This is a genomic window from Thiomonas islandica, assembly GCF_055383445.1.
Genome location: NZ_AP042391.1, coordinates 930,243 through 945,943, shown reverse-complemented (window position 1 = coordinate 945,943; position 15,701 = coordinate 930,243). Strand labels below are relative to the sequence as shown.

The 15,701-nt window shown below is 63.7% G+C and carries 15 protein-coding genes and 4 tRNA genes; 4 read left to right on the top strand and 15 right to left on the bottom strand.

Annotation, left to right across the window (positions count from 1 at the left end; genetic code table 11):
- Position 1: 1 nt before the first annotated feature.
- The 13 genes from secE to ACZ47F_RS04495 form a co-directional block, all read right to left on the bottom strand.
- Positions 2-385 carry a preprotein translocase subunit SecE gene (gene secE / locus ACZ47F_RS04555; RefSeq protein WP_464926108.1) on the bottom strand — a complete coding sequence of 128 codons (384 nt, stop codon included), beginning with the start codon at positions 383-385 and terminating at the stop codon, positions 2-4.
- A 38-nt stretch (positions 386-423) separates the two neighbouring features.
- A tRNA-Trp gene (locus ACZ47F_RS04550) sits at positions 424-499 on the bottom strand.
- 114 nt (positions 500-613) lie between these two features.
- A complete protein-coding gene (tuf, locus tag ACZ47F_RS04545) occupies positions 614-1,804 on the bottom strand; it encodes an elongation factor Tu (RefSeq protein WP_464925879.1) in 1,191 nt (396 codons plus the stop codon).
- Between the two features lie 51 nt (positions 1,805-1,855).
- Positions 1,856-1,930 (bottom strand) — tRNA-Thr (locus tag ACZ47F_RS04540).
- Positions 1,931-1,984: 54 nt separating this feature from the next.
- A tRNA-Gly gene (locus tag ACZ47F_RS04535) sits at positions 1,985-2,058 on the bottom strand.
- Positions 2,059-2,169: 111 nt separating this feature from the next.
- A tRNA-Tyr gene (locus tag ACZ47F_RS04530) sits at positions 2,170-2,255 on the bottom strand.
- A gap of 44 nt (positions 2,256-2,299) precedes the next feature.
- Positions 2,300-3,106 carry an indole-3-glycerol phosphate synthase TrpC gene (gene trpC / locus ACZ47F_RS04525; RefSeq protein ID WP_464926107.1) on the bottom strand — a complete coding sequence of 269 codons (807 nt, stop codon included), beginning with the start codon at positions 3,104-3,106 and terminating at the stop codon, positions 2,300-2,302.
- Positions 3,103-4,149: an anthranilate phosphoribosyltransferase gene (gene trpD, locus ACZ47F_RS04520; protein ID WP_464926106.1), complete on the bottom strand. Its 1,047-nt coding sequence runs from the start codon at positions 4,147-4,149 to the stop codon at positions 3,103-3,105. The genes trpC and trpD overlap by 4 nt, the downstream gene beginning before the upstream one ends.
- On the bottom strand, positions 4,136-4,726 hold the full coding sequence (locus tag ACZ47F_RS04515; RefSeq protein ID WP_464926105.1) for an anthranilate synthase component II: 591 nt from the start codon (positions 4,724-4,726) through the stop codon (positions 4,136-4,138). The genes trpD and ACZ47F_RS04515 overlap by 14 nt, the downstream gene beginning before the upstream one ends.
- A gap of 582 nt (positions 4,727-5,308) precedes the next feature.
- A complete protein-coding gene (locus tag ACZ47F_RS04510) occupies positions 5,309-5,935 on the bottom strand; it encodes a DUF3501 family protein (RefSeq protein ID WP_464926104.1) in 627 nt (208 codons plus the stop codon).
- A 44-nt stretch (positions 5,936-5,979) separates the two neighbouring features.
- Positions 5,980-7,329 (bottom strand): heterodisulfide reductase-related iron-sulfur binding cluster, encoded by a 1,350-nt coding sequence (locus ACZ47F_RS04505; RefSeq protein WP_464926103.1) that lies wholly within the window; start codon positions 7,327-7,329, stop codon positions 5,980-5,982.
- 103 nt (positions 7,330-7,432) lie between these two features.
- On the bottom strand, positions 7,433-7,855 hold the full coding sequence (locus ACZ47F_RS04500; protein WP_464926102.1) for a rubrerythrin family protein: 423 nt from the start codon (positions 7,853-7,855) through the stop codon (positions 7,433-7,435).
- Positions 7,856-7,982: 127 nt separating this feature from the next.
- The gene (locus ACZ47F_RS04495) at positions 7,983-8,960 is read right to left on the bottom strand and encodes a cation diffusion facilitator family transporter (RefSeq protein ID WP_464926101.1); all 978 of its coding nucleotides are present in this window, start codon (positions 8,958-8,960) and stop codon (positions 7,983-7,985) included.
- A gap of 401 nt (positions 8,961-9,361) precedes the next feature.
- Here ACZ47F_RS04495 and ACZ47F_RS04490 point away from each other — a divergent pair, with 401 nt between their 5' ends.
- The 3 genes from ACZ47F_RS04490 to ACZ47F_RS04480 are packed head-to-tail and all read left to right on the top strand — an operon-like array spanning position 9,362 to position 12,669.
- Positions 9,362-11,182, top strand: coding sequence for a tetrathionate reductase family octaheme c-type cytochrome (locus tag ACZ47F_RS04490; protein WP_464926100.1), 1,821 nt, complete (start codon positions 9,362-9,364; stop codon positions 11,180-11,182).
- A 12-nt stretch (positions 11,183-11,194) separates the two neighbouring features.
- Positions 11,195-11,851, top strand: coding sequence for a cytochrome b/b6 domain-containing protein (locus ACZ47F_RS04485; RefSeq protein ID WP_464926099.1), 657 nt, complete (start codon positions 11,195-11,197; stop codon positions 11,849-11,851).
- Positions 11,852-11,898: 47 nt separating this feature from the next.
- Complete coding sequence (locus ACZ47F_RS04480) at positions 11,899-12,669, top strand: hypothetical protein (protein ID WP_464926098.1); 771 nt, start codon at positions 11,899-11,901, stop codon at positions 12,667-12,669.
- Between the two features lie 15 nt (positions 12,670-12,684).
- Here the strand turns inward: ACZ47F_RS04480 and trpE are convergent, their stop codons facing one another.
- Positions 12,685-14,184, bottom strand: coding sequence for an anthranilate synthase component I (gene trpE, locus ACZ47F_RS04475; protein WP_464926097.1), 1,500 nt, complete (start codon positions 14,182-14,184; stop codon positions 12,685-12,687).
- 265 nt (positions 14,185-14,449) lie between these two features.
- On the bottom strand, positions 14,450-14,935 hold the full coding sequence (locus ACZ47F_RS04470; protein ID WP_464926096.1) for a PaaI family thioesterase: 486 nt from the start codon (positions 14,933-14,935) through the stop codon (positions 14,450-14,452).
- A 116-nt stretch (positions 14,936-15,051) separates the two neighbouring features.
- Here ACZ47F_RS04470 and ACZ47F_RS04465 point away from each other — a divergent pair, with 116 nt between their 5' ends.
- A complete protein-coding gene (locus ACZ47F_RS04465) occupies positions 15,052-15,678 on the top strand; it encodes a chalcone isomerase family protein (protein WP_464926095.1) in 627 nt (208 codons plus the stop codon).
- Positions 15,679-15,701 lie beyond the last annotated feature (23 nt).

The following is a 15,701-nucleotide window of genomic DNA, read 5'->3' as shown; positions in this document are numbered from 1 at the left end:
CCTAACGCTTCCAACCCAAAATCAGGTCGTAGAGCACATATTCCAGTGATTTGTCCGTGATCCAGAGGAACAGCGCCATCAGGATGACGAAGGCGAACACGATGCCGGTCATCTGCATCGCCTCTTTGCGGGTCGGCCAGACCACCTTGCGGGTTTCGCGAATGGCGTCCTGCCCGTAGGCAATCAGCGCTCGACCCGGCTCGGACAGAAGAAACGCGATCGCCGCCCCCGCCAGCAGCGCCAGCAGCACCAGGACCCGCACCCACATCGGCTGACTGCCCAGGCCATAGAACAAGCCCAGCGCCGCCAGCAGCAGGACGGCGGCCGCCACCAGCTTGGCTTTGTCCGCCCCGGTGGAGACGGTTTCGACAGACGGATTTGCCATACGGATTTACGCGCGTTCAGCCCCGATTCGACTCGGAGTGGCAGGGGCAGAGGGAATCGAACCCCCAACCTTCGGTTTTGGAGACCGACGCTCTGCCAATTGAGCTATGCCCCTGTGTCTTCTGGCATGAAAGCCGTTGCCCGCGAAACAGACAACGGCCACGATTCAAACAGATCCAGGCGCGCCATGCTGGCCGCGCCACAAAAACCATGTTTCAAGCGGACGGCGTCACTCGATGATCTTCGACACCACGCCGGCGCCGACGGTGCGGCCGCCTTCGCGGATGGCAAAGCGCAGACCTTCTTCCATCGCGACCGGGGCGATGAGCTTGACGGTGATCTGCACGTTGTCGCCGGGCATGACCATCTCCTTGTCCTTGGGCAGCTCCACCGCACCGGTTACGTCGGTGGTGCGGAAGTAGAACTGCGGACGGTAGTTGTTGAAGAAGGGGGTGTGACGGCCGCCTTCGTCCTTTGAGAGGACGTAGATCTCGGCGGTGAAGTGGGTGTGGGGCTTGACCGAGCCGGGCTTGCACAGCACCTGGCCGCGCTCGACTTCTTCGCGCTTGGTGCCGCGCAGCAGAATGCCGACGTTGTCGCCAGCCTGGCCTTGGTCGAGCAGCTTGCGGAACATTTCCACGCCGGTGCAGGTGGTTTTCTGGGTGGGGCGCAGACCGACGATTTCGATTTCTTCGCCGACCTTGATGACGCCGCGCTCGATCCGCCCGGTCACCACGGTGCCGCGGCCGGAGATGGAGAAGACGTCCTCGACAGGCATGAGGAAGGCGCCGTCAACGGCGCGCTCGGGCGTGGGGATGTAGCTGTCAAGGGCGTCGGCCAGACGGAAGATGGCTTGTTCGCCCAGCTCGCCTTTGTCGCCTTCGAGGGCAAGTTTGGCCGAGCCTTTGATGATGGGGGTGTCGTCTCCAGGGAAGTCGTATTTGGACAGGAGTTCGCGCACTTCCATCTCGACGAGTTCGAGCAGCTCGGCGTCATCGACCATGTCGCATTTGTTGAGGAAGACAACGATGTAGGGCACACCCACCTGACGGGCCAGCAGAATGTGCTCGCGCGTCTGGGGCATGGGGCCGTCGGCCGCAGAGACCACCAAAATGGCGCCGTCCATCTGGGCAGCCCCGGTAATCATGTTCTTGACGTAGTCGGCATGGCCAGGGCAGTCGACGTGGGCGTAGTGCCGGTTGGCAGTCTCGTATTCGACGTGGGCGGTGTTGATGGTGATGCCACGAGCCTTCTCTTCAGGAGCGGCGTCGATCTCGTCGTACTTCTTGGCCGAACCACCATACTTGGCCGACAGCACGGTGGTGATGGCCGCCGTCAGCGTGGTCTTGCCGTGGTCGACGTGACCAATCGTGCCCACGTTGACGTGCGGCTTGGTCCGCTCAAACTTTTCCTTCGCCATGATTCAAACTCCTCAAGCCAACAAAGATCGACAAATCAAGAACATATCAATTGGTGCCCATGGCGGGAATCGGACCCGCGACCTCTCCCTTACCAAGGGAGTGCTCTACCACTGAGCCACATGGGCCTGAACGCTCGCGCGCTCGAGTTCAAACCGTTGCCGCGACGCAGCATGCGCGCCTGGAGCGGGAGACGGGAATCGAACCCGCGTCATTAGCTTGGAAGGCTAAGGTTCTACCATTGAACTACTCCCGCCTCGCCGCACTTTGCTTGCACCACCGCGGTGCGACCGGTGCCGCCGCCCGACATTGCCGCACCCGCAGCATTCCGCTGCGCTTGCGGCAATGCACCACACATTCCTGCGCCTGGTGGAGAGGGCTGGATTCGAACCAGCGTACTCGTTAGAGGGCAGATTTACAGTCTGCTGCCATTAACCACTCGGCCACCTCTCCGAGGCGAACCGCAGATTCTCGGAGATTTTTTCAGCGGTGTCAAATCAAAGGGGTTCGGGCGCCGAGAAAAACAGCCTGCGCAGCGCCTGGCCCGGGTCGGGCGCGCGCATGAAAGCCTCGCCAACCAGAAAAGCCTGCACCCCAGCCGATCGCATGCGGCGCACATCATCCGGTGCCAGGATGCCGCTTTCGGTGACCACCAGGCGGTCCGGCGGAATGCGCGGCAGCAGATCCAAGGTGACATCGAGCCGGGTGTCGAAGGTGCGCAAATTGCGGTTGTTGATGCCCAGCAGCGGAGTGCGCAGGGTCAGCGCGGCGTCCAGCTCGTTGGCGTCGTGCACTTCGACCAGCACGTTCAGCCCCCAAGCATGCGCCTGCGCCTCCAGGTCGCGCAGGCGTGATGCCGGCATGGCCGCGGCAATCAGCAAAATACAGTCGGCCTGCATCGCCGCGGCCTCGGCAATCTGGTAGGCGTCGATGATGAAATCCTTACGCAACACCGGCAGGGGGCAGGCGGCCCGCGCCTGCTGCAAAAACGCGGCATCCCCCTGGAAGTACTGCACATCGGTCAACACCGACAGACAGGCCGCGCCCGCTTCGGCGTAACTGCGCGCGATCGCCGCCGGATCGAAATCGGCCCGCAGCACGCCGCGCGACGGGCTGGCCCTCTTGATTTCGGCAATGACCGCAGGTCCGCCCTGCGCGACCCGGCGCTGCAAGGCGCCGGCAAATCCGCGGGGCGGGTCGCGCTGCGCGGCAAGCTCGCGCAGGGCTTCGAGCGGACGACGCCGACGATTGACAGCGATTTCTTCGGCTTTGGTGGCCAGGATGCGCTGCAGAATATCGCTCACGCTACCACCTGCGGAGTCTGCAACGCACGGGTCACGCGCACGAATTCCTGCAGCTTGTCGCGCGCCTCGCCGCGGGAGATGGCTTCGCGGGCCAGCTGCACGCCGTCGGCAAGACTCGTGGCCACATTGGCGGCGTAGAGCGCCACCCCGGCGTTGAGGGCAACAATGTCGCGCGCCGGGCCGTCGACGTCGTTGAGCGCCTCGTGCATGATTTCGATCGATTGTGCCGGACCATCGACCCGCAGCGCATCCAGCGGAGCAGCCTTGAGCCCCAGGTCGCCGGGATGGATGGTGTATTCGGTGATCTGGCCGTTTTTCAGCTCGCCCACCAGCGTCTCGCCAGACAGCGACACCTCGTCGAGCCCGTCCAGGCCGTGCACCACCACCGCATGCTCGCTGCCTAGGCGCTGCAGCACCCGCACCAGAATGCCCACCAGATCGGGATGAAACACACCGAGCAGTTGATTGGGCGCGCCCGCCGGGTTGGTCAACGGCCCGAGGATGTTGAAAATGGTGCGCACCCCCAGTTCCTTGCGCACCGGCGCGGCATGTTTCATCGCCGGATGGTGGTTGGGCGCGAACATGAAGCCGATGCCACACTGCGCTAGGCTTTGCGCCACCTGCTCGGCAGTCAGCTGGATGCTCGCACCAAGCGCCTCGAGCGCATCGGCCGAGCCGGAAGAGGAACTCACGCTGCGCCCGCCGTGCTTGGCGACCCGGGCGCCGGCCGCAGCAGCGACGAACATGCTGGCGGTGGAAATATTGAACGTGCGCGCCGCATCGCCTCCGGTGCCGACGATGTCGACCAACCGCGTCTTGTCGGCCACCTCGACCGGCGTTGCGAACTCGCGCATCACCGCGGCCGCCGCGGCAATCTCGCCGATGGTCTCCTTTTTCACCCGCAGGCCGGTGATGATCGCTGCCATCATGACGGGCGACATCTCCCCGGTCATGATGCGGCGCATCAGTGCGATCATCTCATCGTGGAAGATTTCCCGGTGCTCGATGACGCGCACCAGCGCGTCGTGATTACTGATGGTCATGGAAATGGGTTTCTTTCATCGCCAGAAAATTCTGCAGCAGCTTGTGGCCGTGCTCGGTCTCGATGGACTCGGGGTGGAACTGCACGCCCTCGATCGCAAAATGCCGATGGCGCACCCCCATGATCTCGCCGTCCTCGGTCTGCGCGGTGACCTCCAGACAGGCCGGCAGGCTCTCGCGCTCGATCGCCAGCGAGTGATAGCGCACCACGGTATAGGGACTGGGCAGATCGGCGAACACGCCCCGGCCGTCGTGGCTGACCGGGCTGGTCTTGCCGTGCATGATCTGCCGGGCACGCACGATCCGGCCGCCAAACGCCGCCCCGATGGCCTGATGCCCAAGGCACACGCCCAGGATAGGCAGACGTCCAGCGAAATACTGCAGCACCGGCACCGAAATCCCCGCTTCGGCGGGGGAGCACGGGCCCGGTGAAATGACGATGCGCTGCGGATTGAGCGCGGCGATGGCCTTGAGGTCGATCTGGTCGTTGCGCACCGTGTGCACCTCCTGGCCAAGCTCGCCGAAGTATTGCACCAGGTTGTAGGTGAAGCTGTCGTAGTTGTCGATCATTAGCAGCATATCAATCCTAACTCATTGACAATAAATATTTTGTCTGCTTGGCGCGCTTTTTGTACCCGTTGATGTGCCCGGTTTTTTCGCCGGAATACCTTGTTTGAACCTCCCGGCCAAACCACGCACACCCAAAAGCTTGAATTATCTCTGCGACGCGGGCCTGCGCTCAAATAGAAATGTGGGCTCTGTTGAATTTCGAGCGGGTTATCGTGCGTGAGGGTTGTGAAGTCAAGCTGGCCGGCGATGAAGAAGATGACGGTCTTGATCGCGTCGAAGCGGGTGAAGCTGCGAGCACGGCGCACACGACGTTGATCTGCTTGCGTTCGAGGAACTTGCGCAGTTGCTCCTTTTGGGCCCGTGCCCAAGCGGCACGCACGCGGGTCATGCGGGCGATAGGGCCGTGCAGATCGGCGCCGAACCCCGGAAGAAGAAACTGCCCTCGAACCGATTGACTCATCGGTCCAGGCTTTAATCACCCGGTCGTATCTGCCCGCGCGGCGCAGGCTGCATGAAGGACAGGAAGACGTCGGTCAAGAAAATGGCCAAGGCCCAACTCTGTCACGAACAGCACCGCGTTCGTCGCGTGCCTCAGCCCTCGTGCTGGCGACGCCCACTCGGGGCGTCCTCGGCCAGATCGCCAGCCAACGACGCCAGCGTCTCGGGCGGGATCATGGTGTGCGCGGGGTAGTGGGTGTGATCGCAGCCGAGCTTGACCGCGGCGCCGGCGCGGATCGCCGCGCGCATCGCCGAAGTGAACTCGAAGCGCAGGAAGTGCACCGCGCTGGTCTTGTCCGCGGTTTCGCGGTCGAGGTCTTCGTCGGCAATCGCATAGACCCGCCCGTAGCCCTCGACCTCGACGAACATGCGGTCTTCGATGCCAATCAGCCGCGCGAGCTCACGCCGCCGCTCGTTGACGTCAGGGTACTCGATCAACAGCGTGGCTTTCCAGTTGCTGCCATCGGGCACGAGCGGCGCGTAGGCGTCGATCTCCTGCTGGACCCCCTCTTCCTCAAAGATTTTTTCGATGCGCAGCATCTCCTGAATCTGGTAGCGCATCGACAACTCGCTTTCGAACTGCACTGCCAGATGCTCGCCCAAGTAGACGGTGCGCAGCTTGCGGTGGGCGATGACTTCGGCCTTGTGCGCCTTGCGCCACTTGCTGTAGGCCTCGAGGCTCATGAGGTTGTCGGGGGTGATTTTTCCGGTGAGTTGCATCGCGGTCTCCTCGTTCGGTCGGTGCGCAGCCGATGGACCCTTGTTCAGTCGAGCCCGTACGCCTCGCGCACCAGCGTCAGCGGGTGCTTGAGCGCGGGCACCCCGAGCTGGTTGACCTCGAACCCTTGCGCGATGTGGTGACCGCCGAGCGGGCAGTCCGAGCTGATGACGTCGGGCGCGCTGCCGTCCTTCATGCTCGCCATGGCCTTGAACACGGGTTTGCCGATTTTCATCGCCATCTGGTGCGTGGCCTTTTTCACGCCGAAGGTGCCGGCATGGCCCGAACAGCGCTCGACTGTGTTGAGCTCGGTGCCTGGGATGAACTTGAGCATTTCCTCGGTCTTGCGGCCGATGTTCTGCACCCGGCCGTGGCAGGGGATGTGGTAGCTGACCTTGCCGAGTGGTCGGCTAAAGTCGGTCTTGAGCAGACCGTCGCGCCGGCGCGCCCAGAGGTATTCGAACGGGTCCCACATGTGTGCCTTGACGAGCTGCACATCGGCATCGTCGGGGTACATCAGCGGGATTTCCTGCTTGAACATCAGCGCGCAGCTTGGCACTGCGGCGAGAATGGCGTAGCCCTCGCGGGCATAGCGTGCCAGCACAGGGATGTTGGCACGCTTGGCAGCATCGACCGATTCGAGGTCGCCAAGCTCGAGCTTGGGCATGCCGCAGCAGCGTTCTTTCTCGACGATGACGTAAGGGATCGCGTTATGGTCGAGGATTTTCAGCAAGTCCAGACCGATGCCCGGCTCGTTGTAGTTGATGTAACAGGTGGAGAAGATCGCCACCTTGCCCGGCGTTTTCTCGCCATCGACCACGTGCTGCGACTGGGCCTTCGGCGCTGCCGAACGAAAGCGTTTGCCTGCCAGCTCGGGCAGCCAAGCCTCCTTGTCGACCCCGGCGACCCGCTCCAGCACCCCGCGCACCGTTTTGTTGTGGATGGCGGCGTTGGCAGCCTGCACGACGATCGGAATGCCGGCGAACTGACCGTGCACATCGGTCGAGGCAAGCAGTCGCTCGGTCGTCTTCACCTCGCCCTTCTTGAACCGGATCGCCTTGGCGCGCAGCATGGTGTGTGGAAAGTCGAGGTTCCACGGGTGCGGCGGGGTGTACGGACACTTGGTCATGTAGCACAGGTCGCACAGATAGCACTGCTCGACAACCTTCCAGTAGTCCTTCTTGTCGACGCCATCGACCTCCATCGTCGCGCTGGCATCGACCAGATCGAACAGCGTGGGAAACGCGCCGCAGAGGTTGATGCAGCGCCGGCAGCCGTGGCAGATGTCGAAGATGCGCTCGAGCTCGGTCAGGCACTTGGCCTCGTCGTAGAAGTCGGGGTTTTTCCAGTCGAGCGGATGGCGGGTGGGGGCTTCGAGATTGCCTTCGGTGGCCATGGGTCGGCTTCCTCTTTTGGTCCTTGGTCCGGAGTTGCGCGCGGCGTCGTGCCGCTGTGCGTGGGGCACCGCATCCAGCGGCGCCCGACACCCAGCGCACGATTTATTCGACGAGCTCGTTCAGCGCCTTGGTGTAACGGTTGGCGTGCGAGCGCTCGGCCTTGGCCAACGTCTCGAACCAGTCGGCGATCTCGTCGAAGCCTTCCTCACGGGCGGTCTTGGCCATGCCCGGGTACATGTCGGTGTACTCGTGCGTTTCGCCGGCAACCGCCGACTCGAGGTTTTGCCGTGTGGTGCCGATCGGCATGCCGGTGGCCGGGTCGCCGGCCTGCTCCAGAAACTCGAGGTGGCCGTGGGCGTGGCCGGTCTCGCCTTCTGCGGTCGAGCGGAACAGCGCGGCGATGTCGTTTTGGCCCTCGACATCGGCCTTGTTGGCGAAGTAGAGGTAGCGCCGGTTGGCCATCGATTCGCCGGCAAAGGCGTCTTTGAGGCATTGCTCGGTGCGCGAGCCTTTGAGTGCTGGCATGAGATTCTCCTTGAAGGTGGTGGATGGGACCCTGTCGCATGCGGCTGTCGCCGCGCGACGACGCAACGATAGCCCCGGAAGATGACCAAGTCCAATTGGACGCAGCAATGTCCGGGATTGATCGCGACTATGGCAACGCGGGGCCCGACCTCGCTGCCTCCCCTGCCGCACTGCCTGGACAAGCGGCAGATGCGCCGGCGAGCGCGCACTGTGCGGCGAAGGTCTGCGGCTCGATCTGCAGCGTGACATGGGTGATCTCGAATGTCTCGTGCAGCATGTGCCCGGCCTGATCGAGCAGCACGGCGGAGTCGACCCCTTCGCGCACCTCGAGATGCGCGGTCAGTGCGATCTTGGAGGTCGACAGCGCCCAGACGTGCAAATCATGCAGCCCGACCACCCCCGGCTGCGCCAGCAGTCTGCCGCGCACGGCGGGCAGATCGACCGCCTGCGGCACGCCGTCGAACATCAGGTGCAGCGACTGCGAGAACAACGACCAGGTTCCCCACACCACCACCGCGGCGATCACCAGCGAAATCGCCGGATCCAGCCACTGCCAGCCCGTGGCCAGCACCACGACTGCGCCCACCACGACGCCGAGTGACACCAGTGCGTCGGCCGCCATGTGCAAAAAGGCACCGCGGATGTTGATATCGGTCTTCGCACCGGAGAAGAACAACCAGGCGGTGGCGCCATTGACCAGGATGCCCACCGCCGCGACGATGAGCACCGGCCATTCATCGACCAGCCCAGGATGGGTCAGGCGCTGGAATGCCTCGAACGCCAGCCCGCCCATGAGCACCAACAGCAGCGTGGCATTGGCAAAGCTCGCCAGGATGGAGGCACGCTGCCAGCCGTAAGTGTGGCGGTCGCTCGCCTGCAGCCGGCCGGCGGCCAGCCCGGCCCAGCCCAGCGCCAGCCCGCCGACATCGCCCAAGTTGTGCCCGGCGTCGGCCAGCAGCGCCAGCGATCCCGCGCGCCAGCCGACGATTGCTTCAACCGCGACGAAAACGAGGTTCAACCCGATGCCCAGCGCGAACCGAGCGCTGAAATCCTGCGGCAGCGTGTGATCGTGGTGGGTATGGTCGTGGTCGTGGTCGTGTTGCATGGCCGAACGATGGGGGTTGAGCGCAGCGCCTGCGGGTGTCGTCGAAGCCTCGAACTGTAGCCTGCCTGGCTGCGCTATGACGCGCTCCGGCATATGTGACAGATCGCATTTTTCTGTATCTCTCTGTGACAAACGCGGGGTCAAGTCAAGCGCGGCGAACTTACTGCGCCAGCCGCCCAGATCTGATTGCGAACCGTCAATCTTGCGGCTGACCTGCGGGCGCAGCATTTGCCAATGCAACACTGAATCAGTCCTTGTGATGCCGCGGGATGGGATGCAAGGCGCATACCGAGACAATAGCCCGAGCAATGGCCAGGAGGTGCAGCGCAGCAGCCCGGATGCGCAGCGCGCTGGGGACTTGTTCAGTGTTGCCCCAATTCCTTTCGACGAGAGCGCGAGTCATGCAAACGAATCGACAAGCCCGAGCCTGCCATCCATGGCACGCAGCATGGCGGCGGTTAACGCCCGTCACCCGCATTGCCACCTGCCTGCTGGCCTGCGCAGCAGTGGCCCATGCGCAGGACGCAGCCGGCTTTGTGGCGCACAGCGGTGTCCAGGTTCAGACTGCCGGGCCGTCGGCCGACGACTGGCATGTGGTGCCGGCTGCGGTGCCCACGGTAGGCCAGGGCGACGTAGGCAAGGAAATGCCGCAGGATCACAGCCAGTTTCCGCAGCTCAAGGGGCCGTTCACCTCACCCGAGCAGGTGACCCAGGCCTGCCTGAGCTGCCATACCGACGCGGCCAAGCAGGTCATGTCCACCATTCACTGGACCTGGAAGGCCTACGACCCAAAGACCAGGACGCTGGTGGGCAAGAACCACGTCTACAACAACTTCTGCGTCAGCCCGATCAGCAACGAGCAGTTCTGCACCGTGTGCCATGTGGGCTATGGCAGCACCGACCCGAACAAGTTCGTGCCGTTTGTCCACCGCAGCCAAGATCATGTGGACTGTCTGGTGTGCCACGACCAGACCAAGACCTACCACAAGATTCCGTTCATCGGCGGCAATCCGGCGATGGAAAAAATCGCGGTGCGTCCCGGCTGCGGCGAGGTGTACGGCACCGACAAGCCCTATGTCGAGGCCGAGGATCTGGCCAAGATCGCGCAGAGCGTCGGCGCGCCCACGCGCTACACCTGCGGCCAGTGCCACTTCTACGGCGGCGGCGGTGACGGCGTCAAGCACGGCGACATGGACAGCTCGCTGGTCAGCCCGTCGCGCACCGAGGACGTGCACATGGACGCCAAGGGCCTGAACTTCTCCTGCCAGCAATGCCACAAGACCGAGAACCACAATGTCAGCGGCTCGCGCTACGTCACCGACATGATGATCCACGATCGTCAGTTCATGCGCGGCAACCCGCACAACACCCAGGCAGCGAGCTGCGTGTCGTGCCACGGACAGACGCCGCACAAGGGCAACGACCTCAACAGCCAGATTCAGGCCGCGACGCTGAACATGCATACCCACGACATTGCGTGCGAGACCTGCCATATCCCCGAGTTCGCGCGCGGCGGCCTGCCGACCAAGATGGAGTGGAACTACGCCACCGCGGGCAAGCTCGCGCCCAACGGCTCGCCGCTGGTCATCAACGACCGCCACGGCTGGAACACCTATTGGGGCGTCAAAGGCAGCTTCAAGTGGGCGGTAAACGTGGTGCCGCAGTACCGCTGGTTCAACGGCGTGGAGCGCTGGATGAATGTCGGCGACAAGGTGCAGGACTTCAAGAACACCAACGGCGTGGTGCAGCTCAACGCGATCGAGGGCAGCCCGACCGACGGCAAGTCCAAGATCTTCCCGTTCAAGATCATGCGCAACAACCAGCCGTATGACACCCAGACGGGCATCCTCGCGGTGTTCCATTCCTTCGGTTTCGACAAAGACTCCTACACCATGAGTTACAACTGGCAGACCGCGATCGCCGCCGGGATGAAGGCCGCGCATCTGCCGTATTCCGGCCACTACGGCTTCGTCAAGACCGAGATGTACTGGCCGATCGAGCACATGGTCGCTCCCAAGACGCAGGCGCTCTCCTGCATGCAGTGCCACGCCAACGACGGCCGGTTGCAAAACATCGACGGCGTGTACATGCCGCACCGACCGAGAGACCACAACCCGTGGATCGAGCGCATCGGCCTGCTGGCTGCTGCGCTCGCCCTCGCCGGTGTCACCCTGCACGGCCTGATCCGCTTCGGCCTGTGGCTGCGCCGCCGTCGTCATTGAAAGGACATCGCCATGTCAAGCCAAAACCCGGCAACGCACCGCGTCTACAAGTTCACCCGCTTCGAGCGCTTCTGGCACTGGAGCCAGGCCGCGCTCATCATCACCATGCTGTTCACCGGCTTTGAGATTCACGGCTATCTCGGTGGCTTGCAGTTCGAGACCGCGCTGCTCATTCACGAATACGCCGCCTGGATGCTCATCACCCTGTGGACGTTTGCCATCTTCTGGCACTTCACCACCGGGGCGTGGAAGAACTACATCCCCGACCTGCGCCCGCAAAGCCTGTGGACGGTGGCGCGTTATTACGCCTGGGGCATGTTCATCGGCGAAAGCCACCCTTACCACCCCGCGCCCGACCGCAAGCACAACCCGCTGCAGCGTCTGGCGTATCTGTGGCTCAAGCTGATGATCAACCCGCTGATCTGGGCTAGCGGCCTGCTGCTGCTGTTCTTCAGCTACGACTGGATTCGCTTATCCCCGCTGGGACTGCAGCTTGACTGGGTGGCGCTCACGCATACCGCAGCCGCGTACATGATGCTGCTGTTCTTCATCCTGCATGTCTATCTGGCCACCACCGCGCACCCGCCTACCGCCTACATCAAATCGATGATCACCGGCTGGGAAGACGAGCACGCGTCTGCCCCCGCAGCGGCCGTCGACAAACACTGAACATCCTGCGCTGCAATTGTCGCGCCCTCCGATCAGGACTTCTCACCATGGCTGATTCTCGCCTCAATCTCAGCACCCCGAGCGCACTGCGCAGCGTGCTCGCTGCGGCGCTGCTCTGCACCGGGCTAGCCGTTGGCGCATATGCCGCCACCCCGGCTGCCGCACCTGCCGCCTCGGCGCAGCCGGTCAATCTGCAGAGCGCGTCCAACACCGACCTGCCCGGTTCACCGTCAAGGGTGCGCATCGACCAGGGGCTGGGTGTGCATGCCATCAAGCAGCGCGATGGCCTAGTGGTGCTCGACAACGCGGTGCTGCTCAAAACTTATGTCTATGCGTATGCGAAGCAGCCGCTCGACGACACGGCGATCCTCACGCCGAACACCGAAATGATCGATCCGCCCCAGCCGGTGCACGCCACCGCCGAGGAGCAGCGGCAGATCGAGGCGATGGTCGCGTTCGACAGGGCGCACCCCCGGCTGCGCATCGACGTGGAAGACATCGCGCTCGACCCGTATGCGACGGCGAGCAAGGATTACCCAATCGACAACCGGCTGTTCATCCACGGCGCGGGATATTACTTCGACAACTCGCCGTATCACTTCACCTATGACCACCCCGAGGCCTTCCGCCGCCTGCGTTGCACCGACACGGGGGTGATGAAAATCATCGACCGCCACATCGCCGACTATGCGCACTTTCACATGACGATTTTCGCCACGGTGCTCGGTGCCAGCAGGCACACCCTGCACCTGCGTGTGGATGAGGTGCAGCTCAAGGACGATCTGGGCCAGGTGCTGATCGACCAGAGGGCCCCGTGAGCATGCATGGCAGGGTCAGCCGTCCAGCCCTTCCTGCACTTGTTCGGCCGCGCGCAGCACGGCGCGGGCCTTGACCTCGGTTTCGCGCCACTCCATCTCGGGTAGGGAGTCGGCGACGATGCCGGCAGCCGCCTGCACATAAAGCTGCCCCTGCTTGACGATGCCGGTGCGAATGGCAATGGCCAGGTCCATGTCGCCGGCAAAGCTCCAGTAGCCCACCGCGCCGCCGTACAGGCCGCGACGCGTCGGTTCGAGTTCGTCGATCACCTCCATCGCGCGAATCTTGGGCGCGCCCGACAGCGTGCCCGCGGGGAAGGTGGCGCGAAAGACGTCCATCGCGTCCATGCCCTCACGCAGCAAGCCGTCCACATTGCTGACGATGTGCATCACATGCGAGTAACGCTCGATCGCAAACGCCTCGGTCACCTTGACGGTGCCGGTCTGGGTGATGCGACCGATGTCGTTGCGTGCCAGGTCGATGAGCATCAGATGCTCGGCACGCTCCTTCGGGTCGGCCAGCAGTTCAGCCTCAAAGGCCGCGTCCTGCTCGGGCGTCGCCCCGCGCGGCCGCGTTCCCGCCAGCGGACGGATGGTGACCTTCTGCCCCTGCGGGGTGCGCTCCTGCCGCACCAAGATTTCCGGCGACGAGCCGACCACTTGATGGTCGCCGAAGTCGTAGAAATACATGTACGGCGACGGGTTGAGCGCGCGCAGCGCGCGGTACAGGTTCAGCGGCGGCTGGGTGTAGGCCTTGCGCAGCCGCTGGCCGATCTGCACCTGCATGTAATCGCCCGCAGCGATGTAGTCCTTGGCCACTGCAACCGCGCGCAGATAGTCGGCCTTGTCGAACTCGCGCTCGATCGGCGTGACCTCGCCCGGCGTGAGCGCGGGGGCCTCGACCGGGCTGCGCAGCTGCGCCCGCAGCGCATCCAGCCGCGCCTGCGCGCGGGTGTAGGCCTGCGGCTGCGTCGGGTCAGCATAGACGATGAGATGCAGCCGCCCGCTGAGGTTGTCAATCACCGCCAGCTCCTCGGTCAGCAGGAGCTGGATGTCGGGCAGATCGACCGGGTCGGGCTTGGGATGTTTCTGCGCCGAGCGCGCCAGCCGCGGCTCGATATAGCGCGCTGCGTCATAGCCGAAGTAGCCTGCGAGGCCACCACAGAAGCGCGGCAGGCCCGCGGGCATGGCCACCTTGAAGCGCTTGTAATAGGCATCGATGAAATCCAGCGGATTGTCGGTGGACCGCTCGATCACCTCGCCGTCCTGCAACACCTCGGTGATGCCGTTTTTCACCCGCAGCTGGGTGCGCGCCGGCAGACCGATGAACGAAAACCGCCCGAAGCGCTCGCCACCGACCACCGATTCGAGCAAAAAGCTGTTGCGCCCGGCCGCACCGCGCGGCACCAGCTTGAGGTAGAGCGACAGCGGGGTTTCCAGGTCGGCCAGCGCCTGTGCGGTCAGGGCGATCCGGTTGTGACCCTGCTGGGCCAGTTGGGCAAAATCGTGTTCGGTCATGGACGGCTCCGGAGAGGTGCGGCGGCGTTGGCAGCGCCGCGGGAAATCAACGCATCCACGCGGCAACCCGGCACCTGACGCTCAGGCAGGGCCGGTGCACGCGGCAATGTCGAAGGCAGACAGGCGCGCCGTTCGCCAGGGCCAGGCCCCCCCGGTCGCCAGAACCCGACGCGTGTTGCCGATGAACGAACATGGAAGAGATGCGAATGACCGCAGCACGTGGCCAGCCGCAAAATGTAGCAAATTGGCGCGGGCCGCCCGCCAGCTAATGCGCCGTTTGAGCCGACTTGGCGCCGAAATCCGGCGGCATCTGCACTGCAACCACCTCGCCGCGCGCCGTGGCCACACCGCCGGCAAAGACGGTGGATTCCACGATCACCTTGCGGCCCTTGAGTTCCTTGACCCGGCCGCGGATTTCCAGCTCGCCGCCCAGCGGCGTGGGCTTGAGAAAATCCACGTGCAGCGAACCGGTGACAAAGCGAAACGCCGCAAGCGTGTCCATCTCGCGTCCTTCGGCGCGGCACATCGCCGCAGCCGCGGTGCCGGTGCTGTGGCAATCGATCAGCGAGGCGATCAACCCGCCGTAGACGAATCCCGGAACCGCCGTGTGATAGGGCTGTGGAGTGAAGCGGGTGACCGATTCTTCGCCCTCCCAGACCGTCTTAATCTGGTGTCCGTGCGGGTTGTGCCTGCCGCAGCCGTAGCACTGCGCCAGATTGTCGGGGTAAAAGTCCTGAAACGCCTTGGGCATGGCATCTCCTTTTGCGCTTTTCGTGTATGAATCATAGACGCCCCTGCAATCGAATCGGCTTGTCAACACGCGGCGTTTTGCTAAAAATGAACGACCGTTCGATAACAGGAGACGCCATGCCCTGCCTCACCTCACGCCTTCCGCACCGACCCGGCGCAGCCCTTGCGCTTTGCACCGCCCTCCTGGCATTTGCAGGATTCGCCCCGGGCGCGCAGGCGCTCACCCTGCACGGCGTGGACATTCCCCCGCAGGTGGAAGTCGCCGGTAAGACACTGGTGCTCAACGGCGCAGGAACCCGCTATGTGTTCCTGTTCAAGGTCTACACCGCGGCGCTGTATCTGCCGCAGAAAAGCACGCAGCCGCAGGCGATTTTCAACATGCCCGGCCCCAAGGAACTCAAGCTCACCATGCTGCGCGACGTGAGCGGCAAGGAGCTCGGCGACAAGCTCAACGAGGGCATCAAGAACAACCTCACGCCCGAGGAATTCACCAGCTTCATCCCCAGTCTGGCGCAGCTCGGCGCCCTGTTTGCTCAGAAAAGTCAGCTCAAGACCGGCGAGACCGTGACCATTCGCGACATCCCCGGCAAAGGCAGCACGATTGCGATCGACGGCGTGCCCAGCGGCGGCACGTTCACCGACCCGCAGTTTTTCAACTCCATGCTCAAGATCTGGCTGGGCAAGGCTCCCGCCGAGGAAGGCCTGAAGCGGGCGCTGCTCGGCAATGCGGCGGACAGCAACTAAGACGCCACTGAACAAGTCGCTCG

Bases quoted from the DNA above. Each gene is read 5' to 3' on its own strand.
- ACZ47F_RS04505 (WP_464926103.1), bottom strand. From the start codon at position 7,329: ATGGCCACCGAAGGCAATCTCGAAGCCCCCACCCGCCATCCGCTCGAC.
- secE (WP_464926108.1), bottom strand. From the start codon at position 385: ATGGCAAATCCGTCTGTCGAAACCGTCTCCACCGGGGCGGACAAAGCC.
- ACZ47F_RS04500 (WP_464926102.1), bottom strand. From the start codon at position 7,855: ATGCCAGCACTCAAAGGCTCGCGCACCGAGCAATGCCTCAAAGACGCC.
- ACZ47F_RS04485 (WP_464926099.1), top strand. From the start codon at position 11,195: ATGTCAAGCCAAAACCCGGCAACGCACCGCGTCTACAAGTTCACCCGC.
- ACZ47F_RS04465 (WP_464926095.1), top strand. From the start codon at position 15,052: ATGCCCTGCCTCACCTCACGCCTTCCGCACCGACCCGGCGCAGCCCTT.
- ACZ47F_RS04480 (WP_464926098.1), top strand. From the start codon at position 11,899: ATGGCTGATTCTCGCCTCAATCTCAGCACCCCGAGCGCACTGCGCAGC.
- ACZ47F_RS04470 (WP_464926096.1), bottom strand. From the start codon at position 14,935: ATGCCCAAGGCGTTTCAGGACTTTTACCCCGACAATCTGGCGCAGTGC.
- ACZ47F_RS04510 (WP_464926104.1), bottom strand. From the start codon at position 5,935: ATGCAACTCACCGGAAAAATCACCCCCGACAACCTCATGAGCCTCGAG.
- trpD (WP_464926106.1), bottom strand. From the start codon at position 4,149: ATGACCATCAGTAATCACGACGCGCTGGTGCGCGTCATCGAGCACCGG.
- trpE (WP_464926097.1), bottom strand. From the start codon at position 14,184: ATGACCGAACACGATTTTGCCCAACTGGCCCAGCAGGGTCACAACCGG.
- ACZ47F_RS04515 (WP_464926105.1), bottom strand. From the start codon at position 4,726: ATGCTGCTAATGATCGACAACTACGACAGCTTCACCTACAACCTGGTG.
- ACZ47F_RS04490 (WP_464926100.1), top strand. From the start codon at position 9,362: ATGCAAACGAATCGACAAGCCCGAGCCTGCCATCCATGGCACGCAGCA.
- ACZ47F_RS04495 (WP_464926101.1), bottom strand. From the start codon at position 8,960: ATGCAACACGACCACGACCACGACCATACCCACCACGATCACACGCTG.
- tuf (WP_464925879.1), bottom strand. From the start codon at position 1,804: ATGGCGAAGGAAAAGTTTGAGCGGACCAAGCCGCACGTCAACGTGGGC.